General features: G+C 43.7%; 21 protein-coding genes. 2 read left to right on the plus strand and 19 right to left on the minus strand.

Annotation, left to right across the window (positions count from 1 at the left end):
• Positions 1 to 24: 24 nt before the first annotated feature.
• The 18 genes from VRU48_RS13045 to VRU48_RS13130 form a co-directional block, all read right to left on the minus strand.
• Positions 25 to 930, minus strand: a complete 906-nt coding sequence (locus tag VRU48_RS13045) for a FecR family protein (RefSeq protein ID WP_330108357.1) — start codon at positions 928 to 930, stop codon at positions 25 to 27.
• A 146-nt stretch (positions 931 to 1,076) separates the two neighbouring features.
• Positions 1,077 to 1,673 (minus strand): RNA polymerase sigma-70 factor, encoded by a 597-nt coding sequence (locus VRU48_RS13050; RefSeq protein WP_330108358.1) that lies wholly within the window; start codon positions 1,671 to 1,673, stop codon positions 1,077 to 1,079.
• A gap of 73 nt (positions 1,674 to 1,746) precedes the next feature.
• Positions 1,747 to 2,289 carry a DUF420 domain-containing protein gene (locus VRU48_RS13055; protein WP_330108359.1) on the minus strand — a complete coding sequence of 181 codons (543 nt, stop codon included), beginning with the start codon at positions 2,287 to 2,289 and terminating at the stop codon, positions 1,747 to 1,749.
• Positions 2,290 to 2,321: 32 nt separating this feature from the next.
• Positions 2,322 to 3,026 carry an SCO family protein gene (locus tag VRU48_RS13060; RefSeq protein WP_330108360.1) on the minus strand — a complete coding sequence of 235 codons (705 nt, stop codon included), beginning with the start codon at positions 3,024 to 3,026 and terminating at the stop codon, positions 2,322 to 2,324.
• Positions 3,027 to 3,090: 64 nt separating this feature from the next.
• Positions 3,091 to 3,450: a cytochrome C oxidase subunit IV family protein gene (locus VRU48_RS13065; protein WP_330108361.1), complete on the minus strand. Its 360-nt coding sequence runs from the start codon at positions 3,448 to 3,450 to the stop codon at positions 3,091 to 3,093.
• Between the two features lie 22 nt (positions 3,451 to 3,472).
• Positions 3,473 to 4,180, minus strand: coding sequence for a cytochrome c oxidase subunit 3 (locus tag VRU48_RS13070; protein WP_330108362.1), 708 nt, complete (start codon positions 4,178 to 4,180; stop codon positions 3,473 to 3,475).
• Between the two features lie 31 nt (positions 4,181 to 4,211).
• Positions 4,212 to 4,790, minus strand: a complete 579-nt coding sequence (locus VRU48_RS13075; protein ID WP_330108363.1) for a cytochrome c oxidase subunit 3 — start codon at positions 4,788 to 4,790, stop codon at positions 4,212 to 4,214.
• Between the two features lie 8 nt (positions 4,791 to 4,798).
• Positions 4,799 to 5,698: a heme o synthase gene (gene cyoE / locus VRU48_RS13080; RefSeq protein WP_330108364.1), complete on the minus strand. Its 900-nt coding sequence runs from the start codon at positions 5,696 to 5,698 to the stop codon at positions 4,799 to 4,801.
• Between the two features lie 11 nt (positions 5,699 to 5,709).
• Positions 5,710 to 6,771: a COX15/CtaA family protein gene (locus tag VRU48_RS13085; protein ID WP_330108365.1), complete on the minus strand. Its 1,062-nt coding sequence runs from the start codon at positions 6,769 to 6,771 to the stop codon at positions 5,710 to 5,712.
• 233 nt (positions 6,772 to 7,004) lie between these two features.
• Complete coding sequence (locus VRU48_RS13090; protein ID WP_330108366.1) at positions 7,005 to 8,900, minus strand: cytochrome c oxidase subunit I; 1,896 nt, start codon at positions 8,898 to 8,900, stop codon at positions 7,005 to 7,007.
• 22 nt (positions 8,901 to 8,922) lie between these two features.
• Positions 8,923 to 10,128: a cytochrome c oxidase subunit II gene (locus VRU48_RS13095; protein WP_330108367.1), complete on the minus strand. Its 1,206-nt coding sequence runs from the start codon at positions 10,126 to 10,128 to the stop codon at positions 8,923 to 8,925.
• Positions 10,129 to 10,224: 96 nt separating this feature from the next.
• Positions 10,225 to 11,460 carry a quinol:cytochrome C oxidoreductase gene (locus VRU48_RS13100; protein ID WP_330108368.1) on the minus strand — a complete coding sequence of 412 codons (1,236 nt, stop codon included), beginning with the start codon at positions 11,458 to 11,460 and terminating at the stop codon, positions 10,225 to 10,227.
• 14 nt (positions 11,461 to 11,474) lie between these two features.
• Complete coding sequence (locus VRU48_RS13105) at positions 11,475 to 12,071, minus strand: c-type cytochrome (RefSeq protein ID WP_233165635.1); 597 nt, start codon at positions 12,069 to 12,071, stop codon at positions 11,475 to 11,477.
• Positions 12,055 to 12,591 carry a DUF3341 domain-containing protein gene (locus VRU48_RS13110; RefSeq protein ID WP_199136994.1) on the minus strand — a complete coding sequence of 179 codons (537 nt, stop codon included), beginning with the start codon at positions 12,589 to 12,591 and terminating at the stop codon, positions 12,055 to 12,057. Before VRU48_RS13110 ends, VRU48_RS13105 begins: the two co-directional genes overlap by 17 nt.
• A gap of 2 nt (positions 12,592 to 12,593) precedes the next feature.
• A complete protein-coding gene (gene nrfD, locus VRU48_RS13115) occupies positions 12,594 to 14,066 on the minus strand; it encodes an NrfD/PsrC family molybdoenzyme membrane anchor subunit (protein WP_330108369.1) in 1,473 nt (490 codons plus the stop codon).
• 24 nt (positions 14,067 to 14,090) lie between these two features.
• A complete protein-coding gene (locus tag VRU48_RS13120) occupies positions 14,091 to 17,138 on the minus strand; it encodes a TAT-variant-translocated molybdopterin oxidoreductase (RefSeq protein ID WP_330108370.1) in 3,048 nt (1,015 codons plus the stop codon).
• Positions 17,139 to 17,185: 47 nt separating this feature from the next.
• Positions 17,186 to 18,475, minus strand: coding sequence for a c-type cytochrome (locus VRU48_RS13125; RefSeq protein WP_330108371.1), 1,290 nt, complete (start codon positions 18,473 to 18,475; stop codon positions 17,186 to 17,188).
• Between the two features lie 659 nt (positions 18,476 to 19,134).
• Positions 19,135 to 20,115: a deoxyhypusine synthase family protein gene (locus VRU48_RS13130; RefSeq protein ID WP_330108372.1), complete on the minus strand. Its 981-nt coding sequence runs from the start codon at positions 20,113 to 20,115 to the stop codon at positions 19,135 to 19,137.
• Positions 20,116 to 20,256: 141 nt separating this feature from the next.
• Between VRU48_RS13130 and VRU48_RS13135 the strand changes: the two genes are divergently transcribed.
• Both VRU48_RS13135 and VRU48_RS13140 read left to right on the plus strand, forming a co-directional pair.
• On the plus strand, positions 20,257 to 21,387 hold the full coding sequence (locus VRU48_RS13135) for a BamA/TamA family outer membrane protein (protein ID WP_330108373.1): 1,131 nt from the start codon (positions 20,257 to 20,259) through the stop codon (positions 21,385 to 21,387).
• Between the two features lie 133 nt (positions 21,388 to 21,520).
• Entirely contained in the window at positions 21,521 to 23,698 is a 2,178-nt protein-coding gene (locus VRU48_RS13140) for a penicillin acylase family protein (protein WP_330108374.1), read from the plus strand.
• Between the two features lie 504 nt (positions 23,699 to 24,202).
• Here VRU48_RS13140 and VRU48_RS13145 read toward each other — a convergent pair.
• Positions 24,203 to 25,792, minus strand: a complete 1,590-nt coding sequence (locus VRU48_RS13145; RefSeq protein ID WP_330108375.1) for a M56 family metallopeptidase — start codon at positions 25,790 to 25,792, stop codon at positions 24,203 to 24,205.
• Between the last annotated feature and the right edge of the window lie 5 nt (positions 25,793 to 25,797).

The following is a 25,797-nucleotide window of genomic DNA, read 5'->3' on the forward strand; positions in this document are numbered from 1 at the left end:
TGTTAGTTAAATAAAATTGGTTGTTTAGGGGGTTATTAAGATAATTTGGTCTTTTTCCTTTTTGATTTTGATGTTATAGGTTTCGTTCAGTACTTCTAAAACCTGCGCCAACGTTTGGTTCTTGAAAGTGGCGTTGAGTTTTTTGTTGCGTCTGTTGTTTTGCAATTTGATATCGGCATTGTAATACGCGCTCAGCTGCTTGCACACCTCTTCTAATGGTGTATCTACAAAGGTGAGTTCCTTGGTTAGCCAAGCATCGGCATTCTGTGCGGTTTTGGCCACGATTTCTCCCTTTTCCGAATCGTAGGTAATGGCTTGGCCCTCGCTGAGGATTGATTTGGAACCATTTTGAAACGGCGAAAACATTACCCTTCCGGTTTTTACGCTCAAGTCGATTTGGACAGACGATACTTTAATGTTGAACGAAGTACCGAGTACGGTGACGTCAGATTTGTTCATCACCACTTTAAATGGATGCGCGGGGTCTTGCGCGACCTTGAAAAAAGCCTGTCCCTTTGAAAAGGAAATTTCTCTTTCCCCGTCAAATTTTTCCGGATATTTCAGCTCGCTGTTCTCGGCCATCACAATAACCGAACCATCGGCCAGTTTTACCGTGTCAACCTGGCTGTTTCCGGTAAGCTTGGTCAAGTAAACGATCTTGGTATTTTGCTGATAAATCCAATAGCCCATGGCCAGCACCAAAACGGCGGCGGCAATGTTCCTGAACCAAACCAGCTTGAGGTTGCGCTTGGGCCTGCTGCTCTTCAGGTAATCCCTCAACTCGTCAGCAGCTTTCTTTTCATCAACGTCGGCCAGCCTGGCTGCCTTTGACGAAAGCTCCCACAGTTTTTGCGTTTCGAGAAAATAAATTTCGTTTTCTGGAGTTTCAGAACGGAATTGTTCAACTTCCTGCTGCAAGGCAGGGTCCATAGGATTATTTAAATATCTGGTAATTAGAACCAGAGATTCAGGATGATTAGGCATACAGTTTGTCTAGTAGGTTTAGGCTATGACAAACGATTGACAAAAAACCCCTAGTCTTTTTAGCTTTTTTTTATTTTTTCTAAAAAAACTTTCTAATAAAGATATAAAGTGACGATTTTTTGAAAGGGCTTCGATTCCTTATCGATGTTCTTTTTGTCTAGCAGGGCCTCTCTCAATATTTTTAGGGCATTGGCAATATGGTTTTCGACCGTGCGCTCCGAGATATCGAGCAAGTCGGCTATTTCCCGGTATTTGAGTTTTTCAAAGCGGTTCAGTTTGAAGACCTTTTTGCATTGCGGAGGCAGTTTTTCGATTTCGATGCGCAACAGCACCACGAGCCTGTTCTCTTCGTCGAGCTCCATCAGGTATTCTTCGCTGTAATCGGCCGCGATTTTCTGATGGTGCTGCTCAATATTTTTTTGCCGGTTGAGGTAATTGATGGAGGCATTGATGACCGATCGGTACAGGTACGATTTAACCGACCTGACGTCTTCCAGGCTCTCGGGGCTTTCCCATACCTTCATAAAAACGTCTTGCACAAGCTCCTCTGCTACAGCAACATCCTTAACGTACTTATCGCTTTCGAGCAACAATTTCTGAAAAAAAAGCGTGTAAAAATGGGTAAAGGCCTTGACCTGGCCTTCCTGTATAATATCAACTAAATCCTGCCCCGTAATTATATTAACCACTCTTACTATGCTTATTCTCAGTTTCTAAGATAAACATCTAGTTAATAAACTGCAACGCTATTTTTACATAAAGTTAATTTATGTAGTATGGCGATATCATCAGGTACACGATTACGCCCGTTACGGCTACGTATAACCAAAGCGGAAAAGTAATCCTGGCAAGCCTTCTGTGGGCATCAAATCGTTGTGCCAAAGCCCTCACATAGGTAACCAAAACAAACGGAATGATAATCACCGACAGGCAGATGTGGGTAATCAGGATAAAGAAATAGATATACCTGATCGCGCCCTCGCCTCCAAATTTGGTCGAATCGGAAGTCATGTGATAGGCCACGTACATGCCCAAAAACAGTACCGACAGGAAAATGGCAAATTTCATCAGGCTTTCGTGCAGCTTGCGCTTGCCGTTTTTAATGGCCCATACCGCAGTAAGCAGCACCACGGCCGTGATGCCGTTAATGCTTGCATAAATTGGAGGCAAAAAAGACAAAGGCTTTACATCGTAACCCAGTTTTCGGAGGTTAACGCCAAACAGCAACGCCACCACTACGGGTATGGCCACCGAAAGCAAGATGATCCATTTGTTATATTTTTTTTCTACTTGATTATTTTCCATTGTTCAATTTCAATCTTTTCGTCCTAGCGATTTTAGCGCCCGTCTTTTACGTTTCTTAGTTCTTCGGCAATCAGCACCTTAATTTCGTCATCTAGTTTAGAGAGTGCTTCTTGGTTGGTCGCTTCGTAATAGCCCCTAATGCGGTGCTGCGAATCAATCAGTACGAACATATTGCCAAAAGTAAACTTGGGCACGCCGTTTTCTATCGTTTTCAAGGCATCGAGCTTAAGGCCGTCTTTAATCAGTTGCTGTACTTGGCTGCTATCGCCTGTTAGCAGGTCCCACTTACCGGCTTTGGCACCCATCTTTGTGGCATAAGGGGCCAATACCGCTGGTTTATCGTATTCGCTGTCCATACTCAAACTCACGAAATGCACCATGGTATTTTTTTCGTAGGTTTTATCAAAGGCCTCCACGGCTCTGTTGGCAAAATCTATCCCGTTGGTGCCCCTGGTATAAAACAGGTTAAGCAATACCACTTTGCCCTGATAGTTTTTCCAGGTTACGGTTTGGTTATCCTGATTAAGCAGGTTAAAGTCTGGGATGATATGGTAAATGGTATCGGGTATCTGTTTGCCTCTTACCGAATGAAAGGTGCTGGCTACTTTTTTAGGCCCATAAATGGCTAAGGGTTTGTAGCGGTTCTTGCCTTTTTCCTGTAGTAAATAATATAAAAATCCCGGTACCGCTAGAATGGTGACCAGGATTAATATTTTTTTTATTGGATTGTATTTCATCCTTTTAAAGTTTGCTTTTCAGCTTTAAGAAAGCCGAATGGTGCTTGGCGCCTTACCGTTGCCCTTAAATTTGTGGCATGTGGTTATGCAAATAACCGCCTTCTATCAGCATCAAAACGATAAAGTAGATGATAAAGATGAACGATACGGTTAAACACAGCTGCAAACCTAGTTTTTCGAATTTTAAGTGCATGAAATAAGCAACGATGTAAAAGGCTTTAAGCAAGGTTAAAGCGATGTATACAAAGTTCCCTACGTGTTGCGACATGTGTCCGCCAGGGATTGCCCACAAAGCGATGACGAACTCAATAGCAGTAATTAACACAAGGATACCTAAAACTCTTAGGATTTTTCTTTTTGTCATTCCCTCATGCTCGCCGTGTGCGTGCTCGTCTGTATGTATATGTTCGTTGTGCTCTGACATAATATTTTATTTTAAAAGATAATTAAACTAGATAGAAGAAAGTAAATACGAATACCCAAACCAAGTCTACAAAGTGCCAGTAAAGGCCTACTTTCTCTACCATCAGGTAATGGCCACGTCTTTCGAAGGTGCCGTTAATGGTCATACATAAGATGATGATATTGATTACCACACCGCTAAATACGTGGAAACCGTGGAAACCGGTAATGGTAAAGAACAAATTGGCAAATTGTTGCGCCGCTACGGTTGATACCGGGCCATTGAAGAAATGCGTGAGCTCTTCTGGACTAGGGATGGTTCCCCACCAGAAACCTTCGTGGTGCAAGTGTGTCCATTCAATAGCTTGACAGCCCAAGAACATGAAGCCACCGATAATGGTTGCTACCATCCACCAGATTACTTCCTTTTTAGATCTTCTGTGTCCTGCTTCTACCGCTAATACCATGGTTACCGAACTCGCAATCAAGATAAAGGTCATGATACCTACAAACACCAATGGATAACCGCTATCGGCGATACCTGGAATTGATTGAAAAACGTGGTCTGGATCTGGCCAAGTGAACTTTGAAAAGCGTTGAGCTCCGTAGTATATCAATAATGATGAAAAAGTGAAGGCATCTGATAATAAGAAAAACCACATCATTATTTTACCATATTCTACAGACCATGGCGAACGTCCGCCGGCCCATGGAGTGGTTTTAACTTGGTCTAATTTTGATAATGAATCCATTTAGTAATCGTATAATAGTTTGTTAAAAAATCTAACTGTTCAAAAGTAAAAAAACATACAGATATATCCATAATATATCTATAAAATGCCAAAAAATTGCCGCGATCTCTTGCTTATAAAGCGCCTTTTCGTACGGTACTTCTTTATAGGAGCCCACCAGGCTGTTTACAATCAGGCACAGACCGGCAAAAATGTGCAGCAAGTGAAATCCCGATACGATATAAATCATCGAAATAGCCGCGTTGTTGTTAATCAATACCGCGCCGCTATGGTATAAGCCTGACCAGGCCTGAAACTGCAATACGCCGAATACCACACCCAAAGCCAAGGTAATCCACAAAAACAATTGCTGGAAGCCCCGCTCTCTATTTCTCAAGGCTCTCGAAGCCAAGAAAAGGAACACGCTGCTGGCTACCAATGCGGCAGTGCTATACATAAAGGTATCGGGCAATACCAAACCATGGCCTTTGCCCTTAGAGGCCGAAAATACAATGTAATAACTGGTCCATCCTCCAAACATAATGGTAGAAGAGACCACAAAAAGCCAAAGCACAAACTTTTTGGGCTTGGCGTCGAATTTTATCTCCTGCTGTTGCAATGCTAAATCCATTTAAAATTCTAAACTATTAAATCAAACAATAAAACCAATTGTACCAAAGGGATGTAAAAGAAGGAACAGAACATCACCTTTCGGGCACTTGGCAAATCCATCTTCACCACCAGCTGATAGCCATACCAGCTGAACAAAAGTCCGGCAAGCACCGAAACCCCTGCAATATAGTAGCCGCCAAAACCATAAAAGGTTGGCAGCAAGCTTACCGGTATCAACACCAAAGTGCTTACAAAGGTAAATACGGCGCTTGTTTTATCTCTTTTTTTGGTAGGCAACAACCTGAAGCCTGCCTTTTTATAATCGTCGTCTAACACCCAGGCAATAGACCAAAAGTGCGGAAACTGCCATACAAACTGTACCAGAAACAAAATACCTGCAATCTGGTAATCGACTGCCGAAAAAACGGTGGTCTTGCCCAAGGCAGCCAAATAGCCGATAAGCGGTGGCAATGCACCCGGAATAGCTCCTACAAACACCGCAATTGGTGATTTGCGCTTTAAAGGGGTATAGGCAAAGGCATACAACAAGATAGAGAATACCGAAATGAGGCCTGTTTCCAAATTGAGCTTGCCCAACAGCCAAGTTCCGGCCATCCCCATAATGAGCCCCAACACCAATCCCTGTCCGGTGGTCATTCTACCAGCTGGCATTGGCCTGTCTTTGGTACGACTCATCAGTTTATCGAGGTCTTTCTCAATAATCTCGTTAAAGCAGTTGGCGGCTCCGGTTACCAAAAAGCCACCTACGATCAAAATCAGCCAGTTGTTCCAATCGATCTGTGGCAATATGGCTCGGTCTACCTGAATTTTCGATCCAATCAAAAAAGTAACAGAAGCCGAGAACACTACCAAAAAGGTGAGCCTGAACTTGATCAATTTAGAAAAATCTGAAAAAAACTGTTTCAATTTTAAATCTGTTAATTAGGTTTATAAGTAGCCGTTCGGTATACCAACAAATACAGGTAATACTGCAAACTAAATAAAATGGTGGCAAATAAAATATGGATCGCCTGCGCATAAGGTGGCAAAGCCAAATATGATAGCAGGAAGCCCGAAGCTACCTGTACCACTAACGTAATCATAATGTAATTGGCCGTTTGCAGAGGCCAAGCCTTGCCGCTAAAACGGTCGGTTACCATTTTGTACACCACAAAATTACAGATAGCCACCAAAATAGCCAGATCTCTGTGGTAATTAAAAAGCGAACCTACTTTTGATACCCAGGTATTACGGCCGTTAAACTGCAACGATTTGGAAATCGAATCAATGCTTTCGCGTACTTCGGTGCCCAAAATAACCTGTGCAACAGATACCAAGATGGTAAAGAACAAAAATCCCTTGAGCCAGGCAATGCGGTACATGATCACGCTGCGCTCTTTGTGCAGCTGCTTGGCATAATTATAAGTATAGATCTGTATGGCCAAAATAACCAAGGCCAGTAGCATGTGTACAGTAACAATCCACTGCAACAAATTGGTAGACACCACAATAGAACCCAACCAGCCCTGGAAGCCTACCACAATCAGGTTAATGATGCTCAAAACGATAATGCGCTTGGCCGATTTTTTAAAGGCGAAAGAATAGATCACCAATAAAATCATCAAGAAACCGGTTACTACACCTACCAGCCTGTTGCCATATTCGGTCCAGGTTTTGGCTACGTTAAAGGCTTCGGGCTGTGCAATAGAAGCATCGTTTCTGATGCTGTCGGCCAAATCGGCTTTGCCCAGTTTTTCTAAAGTCTTGGCAAAACGTTCATTTTTAGCCAAACGCTGGGCTACATATTTTTCTTGATAATCGGCTGGCAATTGCTTGGCCGAAGTTGGCGGCACAACCTGTCCGAAACACTTAGGCCAATCAGGGCAGCCCATGCCAGAACCCGTACTGCGAACGATACCACCGGCCAAAACAACCAGTAGCGTTACAATAATGGTAATGAAATTTAATCGAATAAATCTATTTTCAGATTTAGCAACCATGGGTTAATGCTGGTTAGAGCCTATTTAAATTTTATCTAATCATTTGTTTACGCCTTCCTACCTTTAGGCAAGGTTAGGCGATAACATCGTTACCTTTTCTGGAGATAGAAGCTCTGCTACCTCTTCGAAATAAGCCTTTTTATAAACAGGCTCTTAAAAAAATAAGGTATCTGTGGGCTATTTAGTTTACTCCAGCAGATACCTTATATTAAATGCTTAAACAAGTAAACTCACTAGTCTAAGTCCGTCTTTTCTGTTTTTTTATTGGCCGCTTCCCATTCTTTCTGGATGCGCTCTGCCTCTGCATTTCCTTCAAAGTCGTGAGGCAAGTTAGAGCTCATGGTTTGAGAGAAAGGCACGGTTTGCGGAATGAAATCCTGCTCTGCACCTGGCTTGCTATAATCGTAAGGCCAACGGTATACAGTTGGGATTTCTCCTGGCCAGTTGCCATGTAGGTGTTCAACTGGAGCTGTCCACTCTAAGGTATTGGCTTCCCAAGGGTTTTGAGGTGCTTTTTTACCTTTAAATATCGAGTAGAAGAAGTTGAACAAGAAAGCTACCTGAGCCAAGGCGGCAACAATAGCAGCCCAAGTTACAAATACGTTAACCGTTAACCATTTTTGCATAAACTCAAACTCGGTAAATGCATAGTAACGACGAGGTACACCATCCAAGCCTAAGAAGTGCAACGGGAAGAATACCAAGTAGGCACAGATAAAGGTTACCCAGAAATGCAGGTAGCCCAATTTGGCATTCATCATTTTGCCGAACATTCTAGGGAACCAGTGGTAAACACCGGCCAACATACCAAAGATGGCTGCCGAACCCATTACCAAGTGGAAGTGGGCCACTACGAAATAAGTATCGTGCAAGTTGATATCCAAAGAGGCGTTACCCAAGAAGATACCGGTTAAACCACCTGAGATAAAGAATGAAACCAAACCGATGGCGAACAACATGGCAGGCGTAAACCTGATGTTACCTCTCCACAGCGTGGCCAAATAGTTAAAGGTTTTTACCGCCGATGGTACCGCAATAATCAAGGTCGTGATCATAAACACACCGCCCAATAATGGGTTCATACCCGTTACGAACATGTGGTGACCCCAAACGATGAACGATAGCGTAGTAATACCGATCAATGAATAAACCATGGCATGGTAACCGAAAATTGGTTTTCTCGAGTTTACAGAAATAATCTCTGAAGAAATACCCAAGGCTGGCATAATTACGATATATACCTCCGGGTGACCCAAGAACCAGAACAAGTGTTGCCACAAAATTGGCGAACCACCTTCGTTAGGCAAAATCTGGGTACCGATTACGATATCTGACAAATAGAAACTTGTACCGAAGCTACGGTCGAAAATCAAAAGTACAACACCTGCTACCAATACCGGGAAAGAAAGGATACCCAAGATAGCGGTTAAGAAGAATGCCCAAATGGTTAAAGGCATTTTCCAAAGGTCCATACCTTTGGTACGCATATTTAATACGGTACTTACATAGTTGATACCGCCCATTAAAGATGAAGCTACGAAAAGCACCATACTGATTAGCCACATGGTCATACCCAATGCAGAACCTGGCATAGCCTTAGGCACGGCCGATAATGGCGGATAAACCGTCCATCCAGCACTTGCAGGACCTGTTTGGATAAAGAATGAGCCCATCATGATTACACAGGCAGTAAAGAAGAACCAGTACGAAAGCATGTTCAAGAACGGCGAAGCCATATCTCTTGCACCTACCTGCAATGGAATTAACAAGTTACTGAATGTACCACTCAAACCAGCGGTTAATACAAAGAATACCATGATGGTACCGTGGATGGTTACCAAAGCCAAATAAAAATCTGGTTTGATCCTGCCACCAGCAGCCCATTTGCCCAAAAATGTTTCCAGTAGTGGGAAGGTTTTATCTGGCCAAGCCAATTGGATCCTGAAAAGGATAGATAAACCCATGGCAATAACTGCCATGACGATACCTGTAATCAGGAATTGTTTGGCAATCATTTTGTGATCCTGGCTAAATACGTACTTAGTCAGGAAGGTTTCTTGGTGATGGCCATGACCGTGATCGTCGTGACTATCGTGGTGGTGTTTATCTTGTAGTGATATAGTTGACATAATAAGGGTTCTCCAGTATTATTTATTTTTTGATAGCTAATTGATTTGTTTTGGTCGCTGCAGTATCTTTTGCAGTTGTATCTGCGGCTGCCGGAGCTTCTTTGCTAGGCTCGGCCACTACAGGTAGTTTAAAGGCTTTTCTCAAATCGTTAGTTAGATAAGGGTTTTGTTTTACAACCCATGCATCATATTCTTCCTGAGTTACAACCCTAACTGGTTTCTGCATGTTAAAGTGGTTGGCACCACAGATCTTGGCACAAAGCAATAAGTATTTAAAAGTAGGATCGTTGGTTTTGGCCTTCATTTGCTCGGTAGTTAACGTAGGCGTAAACTCGAAATAAGAAGTCATACCAGGTACAGTGTTCAATTGAACCCTGAAATGCGGCATATAAAAACTGTGGATAACGTCTTTACTGGTTAGGATGAACCTTACTGGTTTGTTAACCGGCAATACGATTTCATCAGCCAATTGATCATCCAAACTGTTTTTATCGGTAAAATCGATACCCAAAGCATTGATAGCGGTAATCAGCTTGTAGCTTTTCTTGCCTACTACGCCATCGGCACCAGGGTAACGTACATCCCATTGGAACTGAGAAGAGGTTACTTCAATACTCAAAGGCTTGTTTTTAGGGTCTTCGATTTTGTAGAAGATCGATCTCCAGGTTAAGAAGCCCATCAACACCAACACGGTAAGCACCAAAGCCGGAATGATTGTCCAGATACGCTCTAATGCATTGTTGTGCGGATAGTAGTAAGCTTTTCTCTTGCCAGTACTTTTGTAGAAATAAGTAAAAGTAAATAAGATAATGTGCGTTAAGATAAACACGATGGTGGTAATGATCAACGTGATGTTAAACATCTGGTCGATTTTCTTACCGTGCTCAGAGGCAGCCTCAGGCAAAATCATGTTGCCATGAACCGTGTATTCCCAATAAACGCCATATAAACCAACGATCAAGAACAAGGCGAATAGAATACCATTGATCTTGTTCCAGTTGATACCTTCAGGCTTGCCTTGGGTTTCGCGAGTCAATTCATATACTCTTAGGGCCTTGCCTACTATCGCAATGAATAAGCACAATAGCAAGAACAGCAATACGTAGAACAGTGTCGATTTATAAACCGGTTCCATGTCTACAGGTTTGGCCGTAGCGGCAGCGGCAGCTTCTTGGGCAAACGCACTGGTATTTGCAAATACAGTAAGCATCGCTGCTAACACCGCCATTGTTTTATTACTTATTAATTTTTTTAAACTCATTTTCTTAAAAGTAGTACGCTGTACTTTTATTATTTTAATCTATATATTCTTAAATCGTTACCGTTATAGGTGGTGATTTAAACTTTCTTGTAAAAACGGATGGTTCTTGGCAATCAAAGGTTTTTTGCTCAAAGAGCTCATTACGGTAAAGGTAAACAAACCTAAGAAACCCAATGCCGTTCCAATTTCAGGCAAGCCGAAACCGCTGCCGTCTTTTGTACCATTGGTAAATACGCCCGGCATAATCATTTGGTAGTAATCTACCCAGTGGCCACAAAGCACAATGATTGATACAATCAGCAAGGTAGTTTCGCTACGCTTGTTGTCGCGGTCCATCAACAACAACAACGGACTTAAGAAGTTCATGATCAAATTGATGTAGAACCAAGCTTCGTAGTTGTTAAAACGGTTGTAAAAATATACGGTCTCTTCAGACATGTTTGCATAGTAGATCAATAAGAATTGCGCAAACCATACATAAGTCCAGAAGATAGAGAAACCAAAGATGAATTGGCCCAAGTTGTGCAAGTGGCTGTTGTTAACCCAGCTCATGTAACCAGCTCTTCTCAACAGGATGATAATAACCGCGATGGTTGCCAAGCTGCTTACCCACATGGCGGCAAAGTTGTACCAGCCGAACATGGTAGAGAACCAGTGTGCTTCTAACGACATGATGGTATCGAAAGCGAATACCGGAGTGGTAAAGCCATAAATAACCAAGAAGATACAAGAGTATTTGAAGCTTTTGCGGTACGAGTTTAAGCCACCTTCCAAATCTTCGTTTGCCGACCATTTGGCCAATAAAGTAGCGAAGATGCTATAGGTACCCAAGAAAATCACTTGTCTCGACATGAAGAAAGGCACGTTCAAGAAAGCTGATTTGCCAGCAATAAGCTTATCAAAGTTGTCTGAGTTAGGATCAGTTAAACCGTCGGCATGCCAGTGGTGGTAAAGATTGCCACTATACAAACCCAAGCCGATTACAACCAGCAGGATAACTACGGCTATAGGCAAAACCTTGGCCATGGCCTGAGGCACGCGCAAAATCGATGCAGACCAACCTGCTTGTGCTACATACTGTACGGCCAAAAAGAAAGCGCCAGACATACATACACAGGCAAAATAATATGCCATTAGTAACAGGTTAGCAAAAATGCGCTCGTGAGCCCAATGTTCGCTGCTTACAAAACCGTAGTAACCTATGGTAGCCAATCCAATGACGATACCGATAATGCTCAGGGTTTTTACTTTTCCTGTAAACTCAAATTGTTCACTTAAATTATAATGATGAGTTCCCATTTATATCTGTTTTCTTATTGTATTTTTTGTAATTGTTGAACATACATCACTACTTTCCACCTTTCGGTTGGGCTAAGTTGCGAAGCATGAGATCCCATTGCATTTAAACCATACATAATGGTGTGGTAGATTTTACCAGCAGGCATATCTTTCATCAAGCCGCCACGAGACGATACTGCGTCTTTGCCGTGGTAAGCCGGAACACCAGAGATACCTTTGTCCAGTTTTACGATATGGCCTTGACCATCTCCTTTTTCACCATGGCATGGCGCGCAGAATACGGTAAAGAAATGCTTGCCTTCCAACAGGTTTTTCTCGGTTACAGGCAATGGATTTACCAAGGCTGCCGAAGCCTCATATCCTTCTTTGGTATTCGGATATTCGTACTTTACAAAACCGATAGGATCTGTATTTGGCGGAGGCGTTTGTGCCGTAGCGCCGTTGGCAAAATTCTTGTTTGGCTGATCCTGGTTGTAGGCAATCGGATCGTACATATTTCTTGCATACTCCAAGCCTGTACTTCTTTTGTCTCTACAGGCCGAAAGCATTGCCACAGAAGCAAGCACTATAAACGTGGCGTAAACTATATTCTTCTTATTCATAGCTAACATACTTCCTTTCATTATACTTTACTTCCAATGCGCCAGCACCTTTCAATAGTTCGTCTATTTTCTCGTGCTCGGCGTTTGCCTTGGCATCAATGGCAATGATAAAACGATCGTTTGTTGCGCGCAAATCCATTACTCGAGGCGCTCTTCCCGGAAAAAGGTGGGTTGAGGCGTAGTATGATCCTACCAGGCCGAAGGCACAGAAAAGGATGGTCAACTCAAAAGTAATTGGAATAAAATCCGGCAACGCAAAGTGGGTCTTGCCACCAATGTTGATTGGCCAGTCTACCACGGTAGCCAAATAAACGCCGGTTAACATGGTCAACGTTCCGGTAATACCGAAAAAGAACGCTGCGATATCTAACCTAGATCTTTTAACTCCCAATTTGGCTTCGATGCCGTGGATAGGCATTGGCGTATACACATCATGTATTTTGATGTTGTTTTCCTGCAACTTCTCGATGCCGTGCATCATTTCATCAGGGTCGCCGAAACTGCCTAAAATATATTTGATATTACTCATTGTTATATTTTTGCGTATTCTTCTTGTTTAACACTATCAAATTTGTCTAAAGACTCGATGTACTCTTGTACTTGTTCTTTATCTAAATGACCTTCTTTAATCAACTCTAGCTTAGCTTGCTCGCTGGCGCTCTTCAACAATAGTTTCACCTCTGCGATAGCAATTGAAGGCAATACCCTCAAGAACAACAGGAACAAGGTAAAGAACAAGCCTATCGAACCTACGAACACGCTCACGTCAACCCAGGTTGGGTAGAACATGGCCCAGCTCGATGGCAAGAAATCGCGGTGCAACGAGGTTACGATAATTACGAAACGCTCGAACCACATACCGATGTTTACTACGATAGACAAAATCCAGGTAGCGGCAATGCTGGTACGGATCTTTTTGAACCAAAGCAACTGCGGCGAGATTACGTTACAGGTCATCATCATCCAGTATGCCCACCAGTAAGGACCGGTTGAACGGTTGATGAAGGCATATTGCTCGTACTCAGAACCTGAATACCAGGCAATGAAGAACTCGGTTAAGTAAGCCACACCCACGATAGAACCGGTTAAGATGATGATCTTGTTCATCGATTCGATGTGGAACATGGTGATATAGTTTTCAAGGCCCAATACCTTACGTGCTACCAATAACAAGGTTAATACCATGGCGAAACCCGAGAAAATCGCACCCGCAACGAAGTACGGAGGGAAAATCGTGGTGTGCCATCCCGGAATTACCGAGGTTGCAAAGTCCATCGATACAATGGTGTGTACCGAAAGTACCAGTGGAGTTGAGATACCTGCCAAAATCAATGACACGGCCTCAAAACGTTGCCAGGTTTTTACGCTACCAGTCCAACCGAACGAAAGGATGGTATATACTTTTTTGCGCATGCCCACCGCACGGTCTCTGATGGTGGCGATATCTGGCAATAAACCAGTGTACCAGAACAACAGGGATACCGAGAAGTACGTAGAGATCGCAAACATATCCCATACCAATGGCGAGTTAAAGTTTACCCAAAGCGAACCGAACTGGTTTGGCAATGGCAATACCCAATAAGCCAACCAAGGCCTACCCATGTGAGATACAACGTAGGTAGCGGCACAGATTACGGCGAAAATCGTCATCGCCTCTGCCGAACGGTTGATGGAGTTACGCCAGTTCTGACGGAAGAGTAGCAATACTGCAGAAATCAGCGTTCCTGCGTGACCGATACCTACCCACCATACGAAGCCGGTGATGTCCCACGCCCAACCTACGGTTTTGTTCAATCCCCACGATCCGATACCGAACCAGAAGGTATAGCTTACCGCAACTACCCAAAGTGTTGCGCCGCAAAGTGAAAGAATAAACCCTATCCACCAAGCTTTGTTGGGCTTGTTTTCTACCGGAAGTAGAATGTCATCCGTAATTTGGGCATACGTGATGTCTTTTCCGGTAATTAATGGTTCTCTTAAAATTGATTCGTTATGTCCTGACATAATTTATATTGCTCTAAGTACAGCTTACGCGTGTGCTTTTTTAGTTTCTGAATCTATATTTCTAACTTTTGTCATATAACCAATACCTGGTTGTACGTTGATCTCCTCTAATACATAGTAGATACGTTCGCTGCGCAATGCTTTTGAAACTTCTGAATTCGGATCGTTTTTGTCGCCAAAGATAATCGCGTTTGCAGAACAAGCTTGTTGACAGGCCATTTTGATATCACCATCTTTCAGAGCACGTTTCTCCATTTTGGCGGTTAATTTACCAGCTTGGATACGTTGGATACACATTGAACATTTCTCCATTACACCTCTCGAACGGGTAGTTACGTCAGGGTTCAATACCAATTGCGTAAACTCGTTGTTCAAGTAGTTGTCGAAACGCGAATCGTTCCAGTAGTTGAACCAGTTGAAACGACGTACTTTGTACGGACAGTTGTTGGCGCAATAACGGGTACCTACGCAACGGTTGTAAGCCATGTGGTTCAAACCATCTGATGAGTGTACCGTAGCCAATACCGGACAAACGGTCTCACATGGAGCGTGGTCGCAGTGCTGACATAACATCGGCTGGTGTACTACCGAAACATTGTCCAAATTGGTCATGTGGGCAATTTCTTTCTCTTCGGTTACATCTTCGCCAGTTTTCTCGTCGTTAAAGCTGTAGTAACGGTCGATACGCAACCAGTGCATTTCTCTGCGTCTGCGTACTTCGTCTTTACCTACAACCGGAATATTGTTTTCTACGTTACAAGCTACAATACAAGAACCGCAACCCGTACAAGCATTCAAATCGATTGCCATTACCCAATCGTTGCCTAGTTTCTCATATTTATCTGTAGTCCATAAATCGTAAACTTTGTGTTTGTGGTGATTGCCCGAACCCGATGCTGGATCTTTCAGGTAATCTTTCAAAGTTGTTTCGCGGATGATGTTCCTGCCTTCGAAAGAATAGTGGGTTTGGGTTTGTGCCAATTCTTCCCTGCCACCTGCAGCCGATAATTTAGCTGTAGTTGCATATTTTAAGGTGCCATTGGCGAAGCTTACAAATGGGAAAGCGTTTTTACCTACGTTGTCGCCGGCTTTACCTACCTTGGTACGTCCGTAGCCTAAGGCAATTGAAGCTGTACCCATGGCTTGGCCTGGTTGGATCAACAATGGAAGGATCACTTCGTAACCGTTTGCGCCTTTTACGCTTACCAAATCAAACTCTTTGTAGCCTAATTTTTCTGCTTGTTTAGGTGCAACCGCAATAAAGTTGTCCCAAGTTACTTTAGAAACCGGATCAGGCAACTCTTGCAAGAAAGCATTGTTGGCACTCTTACCATCGCGCATTGGGATGTTTTCGTAAATGTGCAACTGGATATCGCTATTGTCTAAAGCTTTGCTGCTGGCCATGATCGAAGCGACAACAGCATCTAAAGCTAAACTGAAGCCGTAAGCGCCTGCATTTTTAGGGGCGGTAGTAACCACACCGGTTTGCAACAATTCGTTCCAAGTTTTACCTGCAGCAGGCAAAATGCTTTTCTCCCAGTTGTTGCGTACATATTGATAGTAATCCTGAACGGTTGCATCAGACCAGATCAATAAGCTTTGCTCTGCCTGACGTGAGTTGAATACCGGATTAATCGTTGGTTGTACAATTGAATAGTAGCCTTCGTAGCTGTTGGCATCGCCCCAAGCCTCTAAGTAGTTTGGCGTAATGGCCACCACTTCGCAAAGGTCAGAAGTTTCGTCTACCCTATCGGCAAATGATACTTTGAAAGGAACTTTGGCCAAGGCATCGGTAAATGCTTTCGGATTTACGGCATCATAGGCAGGGTTCGAGTTCAAGAAGAAAACAGCAGCCACTTCGCCTCTGTTCATTTCGTTGATCAATTCTGCAAATTCTGCATCATTGCCTTCGTAGCGTTTGCAAGGGTTATCCAAATCGATGGTGGTACCGTAGCTGCCGATGGCAACGTTGATGGCATTCACCAAAATTTGGGTCGATACATCGTTAGAACCAGCAACTACAACTGCTTTGCCTTTATTTTGCAGCAATTCTTTAGCTACCAATTTCAGGGCTTTATCGGCAGTGGCGTTGTTTGGCAATGCACCACCAGCCAAGTTGCCGCCAGTAATGGCATTGTATAAGGTAATCAAAGCCGGGCCTTCTTCCGATAATTTAATCGGCACGCGGGTATCGGCATTGGTACCTGTCAAGCTCATGCCAGTTTCGAACTGGAAGTGGCGAGACATTTTGCCTTTTTCAAGCGACTTGTAGTTTCTGTTGGCGGTGTATTGAGCGGTAAACTCTTCGCCACTGATCCAAGTTCCCAAGAAATCGGCTGCAAAACTTACGATAAGATCAGCCTTCTCGAAGTTGTATTTTGGCAATACGGCTTTACCAAAGCTGTTTTCGTTGGCTTTGATGATACCTGTATAAGATACCGCATCGTATTGTACGTTTTTAGTAGTTGGGTATTTGGCTGTAAAATCTGCAACCACAGCTTTAGCCGATGGGCTGTTCAAGCTTGATGAAACGATGCGGATTTTTTTGCCAGAAGCCTGGGCCTTGTTCAATTCGCCTTTGACGAAAGCGTCTAACTCAGACCAAGTAGTTTCCTGCTTTTTAAGCAAAGGTGTTTTTAATTTAGAAACATCGTACAAGTCCAATACTGAAGCTTGCGCCTGTGCATCGGTACCGCAGTTAAACTCGCCGGCATTTGGATTGGCCTCGATTTTAATCGGACGGCCTACTACCGTTTTAACCAATACGCTGTTGCCTTTAAAGGTAGATACGTAATAGTTAGGGATACCTGGCACCACCTCTTCCGGCCTCACTAAATAAGGAATTGATTTGTGTACCGGCGTTTTCTGACAAGCCGCCAAGGTTACCGCACCCAAGCCAAAGCCTAGGGCCTTTAAAAAGTCGCGGCGCGGGGTAACTGTACTTAAACCTGCTTCACTTAAAACATCTTCTATTGGAAGTGGCTCTGCAAATTCGTTTTTGTTGTTTTCAACAAAATCGGGGGTATTTTTCAACTCCTCTAAGCCTTTCCAGTATTTTTTATTGCTTTCCATTTAAGCTATATTACTGTTTATCGAACGTTCTTACTAAACTCTATTTATTAATAGTGGCACTTACCACACTCTAAACCACCTAGCATAGCTGGGGTAATTTTCTCGCCTTTTTTGATTTTCTCGTGCGCAGCAATGATGTTGGCATAGAAGGCGTCGTTTTTCTTGCCAGAGATGTCGGCATCTTTGTGGCAGTTGATACACCATTTCATGGTTAGTGGCGAATACTGGTAGATTTCTTCCATGGTATTAACCGGACCGTGACAGGCGAAACATACAGGATCTGTAGGTTTTAGGCCTTTTTCTTTGCGGATTGCAGCTTCGCCAACTACTACGTGTTGCGAGTGGTTGAAGTAAGCGAAATCTGGCAAGTTGTGTACACGAACCCACTCAATTGGCTTCTCTTTAGTTTTATCATAAGTTTGCTTATCAGGATCGTAACCCAAAGCATTGTAGATTTTTTGGATCTCTGGCGAAATCTGGCCATCTTCTGTTCTGGCTTGTACGTTCTTGTGACAGTTCATACAAACGTTGAGCGAAGGAATGGTAGAGTTTTTAGATTTGAATGCACCAGTGTGACAGTATTGGCAATCGATTTGGTTGATACCAGCGTGCAATTCGTGAGAGAATTTAATCGGCTGAACCGGTTGATAGCCCGTGTGAACGCCTGTATCCCACATGCCCATCCAACCGAATGAACCCAAGGTAATTACCAAGCAAAGGATAAAGAAGAACACGAATTTCTTGTTTTTGAACAGCTTGCGTACGCCAACCGACAAAGGAACGGTTTCTTCTTCCGTAATATCGATGCCTTGTTTCTCTAAAATCAAGCGCTCCAATACTTTTACCGAGCGACCCAACACCACCAAAACAACGATAGCCAAGATGATGATACCGATTACGCCGGCAATAGAAAGACCCGAAGCGCCTTCGTCTTTAACTACAGCACCAGCCGCAGCTTCTTTCTTAGGCTCGCCTACTTTGGCATAGGCAATGATGCTTTTGATCTGATCGTCGCTCAGCTCAGGGAAAGTTTTCATTTCCGAAGCAGAGAACTTAGAGGCTTCGATGGCCTGTTTGTTGCCCGAAGCAATTAGCGCAACGTTGTTTTTGATCCAAGGAATCAAGAACGATTCGTCTAGCTCGTTAACTTTAGGAGTCAAAGCAGGTCCGGTAAGATCATGGTCTAAAGCATGACAAGATTTACATTTTGCATTAAATAATGTCTTACCCTCCACCACATCTTGTGCTTGCGTTACCGCAACATTTAAAAAAGAAAGGGCAGCCACAACAAGTGCCGACTTCCAAACTTTCCTAAAAACAAATGAGATATTCCTCATAATGAGTATTTTATGCTATTTATTGAAATAAATTTTAAATCCCTTTGGATTTTGGCCACTTAGCCAATCAAAAAGATTTCGACAAAAGTAAAACTTATTAAGATACCAATGACATATTAATGACAGTGAAATACAATTTATAATCATTCTAAATTATAGAATTTTCCGCCTTAGAAATGAAAAAATCAGCAATTTTTGAAAAACTGCTGATTCTGTAAAGCTTATCTTTTTCGAAAAAATTTTGAATCTTATTTTAGATATGCTAAGCCTTGGCTGTGTAAGAAATATCTTAAGCTTGCCGATAGATTTTCCTTGTTAAATAAGAGTAACCGCAACGGTTTCTTGTACCTTTTGCAAGCTATGTAGCTACAGCTTAACAGATTTTCGACAAGCTATTACGCAATAATCTATTAAGCTGTAGCTAAAAATCATCACCATGGTCTGTGGCGCCACAGACCACTGATTACATTTTCAACAACCATGCAAAAATCAGCGGTGCTACAATCGTTGCATCCGATTCCATCACCATGGTCTGTGACGTCACAGACCACTGATTAAAATTTTGCACTCATCCTCCATAAGTTCAGTTTTTTTACATCGGCTAGTTATCCATTACCATGGTCTGTGACGCCACAGACCACTGATTAAATTATATTATATTACATTTTCAACAACCACGCAAAAATCAGCGGTGCTACAATCGTTGCATCCGATTCTACGATGAACTTAGGCGTATTGATGTCTAATTTGCCCCAGGTAATCTTCTCGTTCGGCACGGCGCCAGAGTAAGAGCCATAAGAGGTGGTCGAATCGGAAATCTGGCAGAAATAGCTCCAGAATGGAATGTTTTCCATTTCCATATCCTGATAAAGCATCGGTACTACGCAAATTGGGAAATCGCCGGCAATACCGCCACCGATTTGGAAAAAGCCTACGCCTTTGCCTTCGCTGTTTTTCACGTACCAATCGGCCAGCCAAGCCATATACTCGATGCCGCTCTTCATGGTGGTTGGGTTAAATTCGCCTTTGATTACATAAGAGGCAAAGATATTGCCCATGGTCGAATCTTCCCATCCTGGCACCACAATTGGCAGGTTCTTTTCGGCTGCTGCCAACATCCACGAGTTTTTAGGGTCGATTTCATAGTATTGCTCCAATTCGCCGCTCAACAAGATCTTGTACATGAACTCGTGCGGAAAATAACGCTCGCCTTTATCGTTGGCTCCTTTCCAGATTTGGTAGATATGTTTTTGCAACCTGCGGAAAGCTTCTTCTTCCGGAATGCAGGTATCGGTTACGCGGTTGTAGTGGTTTTCTAACAAGTCCCACTCGTCTTGCGGACTCAAATCGCGGTAGTTAGGCACGCGTTTATAGTGCGAGTGCGCTACCAGATTCATGATATCTTCTTCTAAATTAGCTCCGGTACATGAAATGATGGCCACTTTGTCTTGCCTGATCATTTCGGCCAAAGAGATGCCCAACTCTGCAGTACTCATGGCACCGGCAAGGGTAATCATCATTTTTCCACCTTCTTCTAAGTGGGTTTCGTAACCTTTGGCGGCATCCATCATCGCTGCCGAATTAAAATGGAGATAGTTGGTCTCCATGAACTTTGATATCGGTCCTCTAGTAGTACTCATTTTTTTGTTTTTATTGTTTGCCTGCAAAAGTACGGTTTTTGCAAAACACTTGCGAAGTTTTAAAAACTTCGCAAGCGTATCCAACTTTACCTTCAACCTTAATCTTTTGGCTTTCCGACTTAATAATTACATTTGCTCCCGATGAAAAAAACTTTGCTGTTCCTGTTGTTAGCCACTATTGGAACCGGTGCTTCGGCACAAATGAAACTGATCAAGAGAATGTTGTCTGACGAGAAAGACACCACGCGCAAAGCCAGCTTTATGCCGGTGCCGGTATTGGGTTATGCCCAGGAAACAGGCTTTGAGTTCGGCCTAGGCGCTATTTATTCATTTTATGTAGACCGTAAAGATACCACCAACCGTAGCTCCAATTTTTCTGGAACGGCCTCCTATTCTACCAAAAAAACCTATAACCTTACCCTAAAAGGCGATGCCTGGACCAAAGGCAACCAATATCATTTTATTGGCGATGTGCGTTTCAAGAAAATGCCTTTCAACTTTTTTGGCATCGGCAACAATACCCAAAAAAGCGACGAAGACAAATTGGTGCAGCAACAGATCAGGATTAACCTGGATGCCGAAAAAACCTTTTTCAAGAATGCCTATACCGGTGTTTCGCTGGGTTTCGAAAACTATACTTTTACCGACAAGGAAACAGGCGGCATTTACAGCACCGCACCAAATATATACGACAGGAATGGCGGATCGGTGGTTTGGGTAGGCGTTTCGCAAAGTTATGATACGCGCAACTCTAACAACTACCCTACCAAGGGCTTTTTTGGTCGGGTTACCTATCAATATGCTCCAGATTTGTTTGGTCATGGCGATTTTACAGGCAGCCAGATCAAGGTCAATGTGCGTAATTTCTGGTCGCTGGCCCCCAAATTGGTGCTGGGCGTACAGGGACTTTACCATACCGTTCAGGGTTCGAAAACACCTTTCTATTTATTGCCACAATTGGGCAACGACGAAATCATGCGTGGCTATTATACCGGCCGCTACCGCGACGAAAACCTTTTGGCCGCACAAGCCGAACTGCGCTATCGTTTCATGAACCGTTTTGGCATTGTAGCCTTTGTAGGTGGAGGCAAAGTGTTTGCCAATGGCAATTTCTCGTTGCAAGACCTCAAACCTAACTATGGTGTCGGCGGACGTTACTTTTTCGATACGGCCAAGGGCCTCAGCGTACGCTTGGATTACGGCGTAGGCGAGAAAAAAGCCAACGAAAAACGCCAAAGTGGATTTTACATCAGCTTGGCCGAAGCGTTTTAATTTAGGCCGTACACTTGCGAAGTTTTAAAAACTTCGCAAGTGTACTTCTAGCCAAGGACCTTTTCTAGCTTACATTTTACATCTTCTATCAAGTAAAACTTCGTAAGTTTAAGCAGATTCTAATCAAGCCCTTATGCGAAACCTGTATCTGCTCCTGTTGTTGCTGCCTCTGCAACTCTTGGCCCAAAAATTTACGCCTGCCGAAATCAGTGCCTATCAGGCCCAAGCCAACCGCGTTCAAATTATCAGAGATCATTGGGGCATACCGCATGTTTACGGAAAAACCGATGCCGATGCCGTTTTTGGATTGCTTTATGCGCAATGCGAAGACGATTTTAAACGCGTGGAGCTCAACTACATCGAAAAGCTGGGCAGATTGGCTGAGGTTAACGGCGAGAAAGATATTTTTAACGATTTGCAGATCCGTCTGCTGATTGACAGTACCGAGGCCATGGCCGATTACCAAAAAGCACAGCCTTGGCTCAAAAAGCTCTTAGATGCGTATGCCGCCGGCATCAACTACTACCTTTACAAAAACCCACAGGTTAAGCCGGCTTTGCTGCATCGCTTCAAGCCTTGGTATGCCCTGCTTTGGACAGACGGCAGCATTGGTGCCATCAACACCGCCGACCTCACCCTTGGCGAACTCAAGAAATTCTACACCAACGACTTTACGCCTACTGCCTATGTCCCGGTAATCAAGGATCAGCAGAGTGGCTCTAACGGCTTTGCTTTTGCCCCTTCCATTACCGAGTCGGGTCACGCCATTTTATATATCAATCCGCATACTACCTTTTATTTCAGGCCCGAGGTGCAGGTGCAGAGCGAAGAAGGGCTCAATGCCTATGGTGCGGTAACCTGGGGGCAGTTTTTTGTTTATCAAGGCTTTAACGAGCACTGTGGCTGGATGCACACTTCGAACAACGTTGACATTGCCGACATGTATGCCGAAAAAATTACCAAAACCGACAAAGGGCTCTTTTACGAATACGACAAGAAGAAATATCCGGTGGGTATCAAAAAAGTAGACATTCGCTATAAGGATGGCGAGGCCTTAAAAACCAGAAGCTTTACGACCTATTTTACCAATAACGGTCCGGTAATGGCCATTAGGGACGGCAAATGGATTAGCCTGAAATCGAAGAACAGGAATACGCAAAGCTTAGTACAAAGCTGGGTACGCACCAAGTCCAAAAATTTTGCCGATTACCAAAAAGCCATGGATTTAAAGGCCAATGCTTCTAACAATACCGTTTACGCCGATGCTGAGGGTAACATCGCCTATTGGCACGGCAATTTTATCCCGATTAGAAATCCGAGCTACAATTGGGCTGGTGTGGTTGATGGTTCTACCTCTGCCACCGCGTGGAAAGGCCTGCATCCGGTAAGCGAAACCGTACACCTGTACAATCCGCCAAATGGCTGGCTGCAAAACTGCAATTCTACGCCTTTTACAGTAGCTGACAAAAACAGTCCGCTTAAGGCCAATTACCCGAGCTACATGGCTCCCGATGGCGAGAACTTTAGAGGCGTAGCTGCTGTTCGTCTGCTGAGCCAGCCCCAAAAATATACCTTGGAAAAAGTAATTGCTACAGGCTACGATACCTACATGCCTGCTTTCGACATTTTAATTCCGGCTCTGCTCAAAGCTTACGCACAATTGCCACAAAGCGACCCGATGTTGGAAGAGCTCAAAGCACCTATCGCCTTGCTCAAAAACTGGGATTATCGTTCGGGCGAAAATTCGGAAGCCACTACTTTGGCCATGGAATGGGCACCTCGCCTCAATATGAACATCCAAAAAGTGTACATCAATCCCGGCGAAAGAGATCAGGTAGAAAACACTAAAGCCTTTGCCGCCAGCGCCAGACCAAATGATTTATTGGATCCGCTAAAGGCTACCCTGGCCGACCTGAACAAACGTTTTGGCAAATGGCAAGTGGCCTGGGGCGAGGTTAACCGCTTTCAGCGCCTAACCGGGGCCATTAACGAAAAGTACGACGATAATGCACCTAGTCTGCCGGTTGGTTTCGGATCGGCCATGTGGGGCCAACTGCCTTCGTACCGGAGCAGTTTGTTCAAAACCAACAAGCGCTATGGCAACAGTGGCAACAGCTTCGTTTGCGTCGTAGAATTTGGAAAAAGAATTAGGGCCAAATCGGTATTGGCCGGTGGCAACAGTGGCGACCCTCATTCTAAGCATTTTAACGACCAGGCACTGCTGTACAGCAAAGGCCAGTTTAAGGATGTGCTGTTTTACAAGGAGGACGTGGTAAAAAATGCTGAGCGTACCTATAAACCAGGTGAGTGAGTTGATTGATTTTGCAAGGCTTGTTGGTGAGGAACACCAACAAATGCACTGAGTTGATTTTTTAAAACACCCCGGTCTATGATCACCCCTCTAAAAGAGGGGGAATAAAGAGCCTATTCCGGCTAATCGGAGGCCCTCAAAGGGCGGGGTGGTTTTAGCCACCGTTGGTGTTCTTCACCCACGGCCCTCCACAAACTCGAAAAAGGCAATAACAATCCAGCTATAAAAGCTTGTTGGTGAGGAACACCAACAAGTGCACCGAGTTGATTTTTAAACACCCCGGTCTACGACCACCCCTCTAAAAGAGGGGAATAGAGAGCCTGTTCCGGTTAATCGGGGGCTTCTAAAGGGCGGATCGGTTTTAGCCCCCGTTGGTGTTCTTCACCAACGGTACACCACAAACCCGAAAAGGGCAACTACAATACAGCTATAAAAGCTTGTTGGCGAGGAACACCAACAAGTGCATAACAAGTGCCTGGGAATCACACCATTTTAGCAAATGGTTTAATTGTCTTTTCGGCCAATTTTAAATCCAACTTTTAACTGCTTGGTCAATACATTAAAAGTAATATCGTCTGCTGTAATCACTCCTTCCTTTGGCCCCATTAAAACGGCCTGATAAGCTTTGATTTCATTCGCATTTTTGTCAATGTCTATCTTTTCAGCCTCAATTGTACGTCCATCTATTTCTACCCTTGCCTTCCCAAATAAGGTGACTATGCCCGTAGCTTGAGAAGTTCTAATCGAATCTGTCGCGAAATATTGAAATCTATCCATTAATTTCGAAGTTTCAACAGCAACAGGCTTGATGTCTCCGGAAGCAACGGCCGAATAGTACGCCCCTTTATTCAAATCGAACACGATGGATTTGCCCATAAGGATAGCGCCATCTTTTGATTTCAGACTGGCTTGCTCCGCCGTAATGATGCCGTTTTTGGCATCCCAGGTAATATCTTCGGCCTCTAAAACGCTGCCAAATATTTCCATTACCCCCTTTTTGATGTAGGTAATGCTTAAGCGGGTATCAACCTGGGCCGATGATGAGGAAATCAATCTGGGTAACTTTCTTTTTGTCGTATCCCTTGCTTGTCGAACAAACACTGGTTTTGGCGCTACTTTGTTATTAAGGTTCGTTTTGGCAGGGTTGCTTTCCATGGTTTGGAGGCTTTCTAGCTGAGCAGTACCTCCAGCGTATGCTTTAATGCTTGGAAAAACCTTAACCACGTCAACCGTAAAACCCCAAATTAAGGTCAATACAACGGGCAGGGCCAATAAATAGCGTAGTTTTTTCATTTGGCCAGATTTTGTATTAAACAGCATCTTAATTCTTTCTTTTACCGGGCTTTTCACAAAATTATGGATCAATGGCTCATTGCTTTTAACCATGGCCAGTTTGAGCAACAGGTGGGCATAATGCTTGGCTCCAATACTGCCAGAAGTAGCTTCATCGGCTTCGTACTCGTGCACTTGCTCCAGTTCTTTATCGTAGAGGTAAACAATGGGATTGAACCACAGTATGGCCTTGGCCAACATGAGCAAAAGCTTATCTACCGAATGCAGCTGACGCGCATGTACTTGTTCATGCTTCAACAAAACAGCCATTTCTTCGTGGCTCAGGCCGTTTTTGTCGATAAAAACATAGTTGAAAAAAGAGCAATTGGTAAAGCCGGTATGCTTGGGCACCAGCTTTAAGCCATTAAAGTGTTCTGTTGCCGTACCCACATGCCTTAAAAGCTTGACGATACGCCAGCACATCAGCAACAAGAGGCCCGCCATAACTGCGCCATAAAGAAAAGGCACCAGACTTTTCCAATCCAATTGGTTTTGGGTTTCAACGGGCGGAAATGTCTGGATGCCTGATGACCCATCCGGGCCACTTTTCAATATAAAGCCCTGTTCGGCAAAGGCAATCTGGTCTACTTCCTGTTTAATGGTTAGCTGCATGGCCGGTACCACAAAACTCAGCAATAGCGTAAACAGCAGGTAAAAGCGGTTTACCTTAAAGAAGGTGAGCTTTTTAAAGACCAGCAGATACAAGGCGTAAAACAACGCTGTACATGCGCTAACTTTTAAGAGGAAGATGAGCAATACCATAAAGC

Source organism: Pedobacter albus (assembly GCF_036324255.1).
GTDB classification, from domain to species: Bacteria; Bacteroidota; Bacteroidia; order Sphingobacteriales; family Sphingobacteriaceae; genus Pedobacter; species Pedobacter albus.

Bases quoted from the DNA above. Each gene is read 5' to 3' on its own strand.
- VRU48_RS13055 (WP_330108359.1), bottom strand. From the start codon at position 2,289: ATGGAAAATAATCAAGTAGAAAAAAAATATAACAAATGGATCATCTTG.
- VRU48_RS13110 (WP_199136994.1), bottom strand. From the start codon at position 12,591: ATGAGTAATATCAAATATATTTTAGGCAGTTTCGGCGACCCTGATGAA.
- nrfD (WP_330108369.1), bottom strand. From the start codon at position 14,066: ATGTCAGGACATAACGAATCAATTTTAAGAGAACCATTAATTACCGGA.
- VRU48_RS13125 (WP_330108371.1), bottom strand. From the start codon at position 18,475: ATGAGGAATATCTCATTTGTTTTTAGGAAAGTTTGGAAGTCGGCACTT.
- VRU48_RS13145 (WP_330108375.1), bottom strand. From the start codon at position 25,792: ATGGTATTGCTCATCTTCCTCTTAAAAGTTAGCGCATGTACAGCGTTG.
- VRU48_RS13060 (WP_330108360.1), bottom strand. From the start codon at position 3,026: ATGAAATACAATCCAATAAAAAAAATATTAATCCTGGTCACCATTCTA.
- VRU48_RS13135 (WP_330108373.1), top strand. From the start codon at position 20,257: ATGAAAAAAACTTTGCTGTTCCTGTTGTTAGCCACTATTGGAACCGGT.
- VRU48_RS13100 (WP_330108368.1), bottom strand. From the start codon at position 11,460: ATGGGAACTCATCATTATAATTTAAGTGAACAATTTGAGTTTACAGGA.
- VRU48_RS13120 (WP_330108370.1), bottom strand. From the start codon at position 17,138: ATGGAAAGCAATAAAAAATACTGGAAAGGCTTAGAGGAGTTGAAAAAT.
- VRU48_RS13140 (WP_330108374.1), top strand. From the start codon at position 21,521: ATGCGAAACCTGTATCTGCTCCTGTTGTTGCTGCCTCTGCAACTCTTG.
- VRU48_RS13070 (WP_330108362.1), bottom strand. From the start codon at position 4,180: ATGGATTCATTATCAAAATTAGACCAAGTTAAAACCACTCCATGGGCC.
- VRU48_RS13130 (WP_330108372.1), bottom strand. From the start codon at position 20,115: ATGAGTACTACTAGAGGACCGATATCAAAGTTCATGGAGACCAACTAT.
- VRU48_RS13045 (WP_330108357.1), bottom strand. From the start codon at position 930: ATGGACCCTGCCTTGCAGCAGGAAGTTGAACAATTCCGTTCTGAAACT.
- VRU48_RS13095 (WP_330108367.1), bottom strand. From the start codon at position 10,128: ATGGCGGTGTTAGCAGCGATGCTTACTGTATTTGCAAATACCAGTGCG.
- VRU48_RS13075 (WP_330108363.1), bottom strand. From the start codon at position 4,790: ATGGATTTAGCATTGCAACAGCAGGAGATAAAATTCGACGCCAAGCCC.
- VRU48_RS13085 (WP_330108365.1), bottom strand. From the start codon at position 6,771: ATGGTTGCTAAATCTGAAAATAGATTTATTCGATTAAATTTCATTACC.
- VRU48_RS13065 (WP_330108361.1), bottom strand. From the start codon at position 3,450: ATGTCAGAGCACAACGAACATATACATACAGACGAGCACGCACACGGC.
- VRU48_RS13105 (WP_233165635.1), bottom strand. From the start codon at position 12,071: ATGTTAGCTATGAATAAGAAGAATATAGTTTACGCCACGTTTATAGTG.
- VRU48_RS13090 (WP_330108366.1), bottom strand. From the start codon at position 8,900: ATGTCAACTATATCACTACAAGATAAACACCACCACGATAGTCACGAC.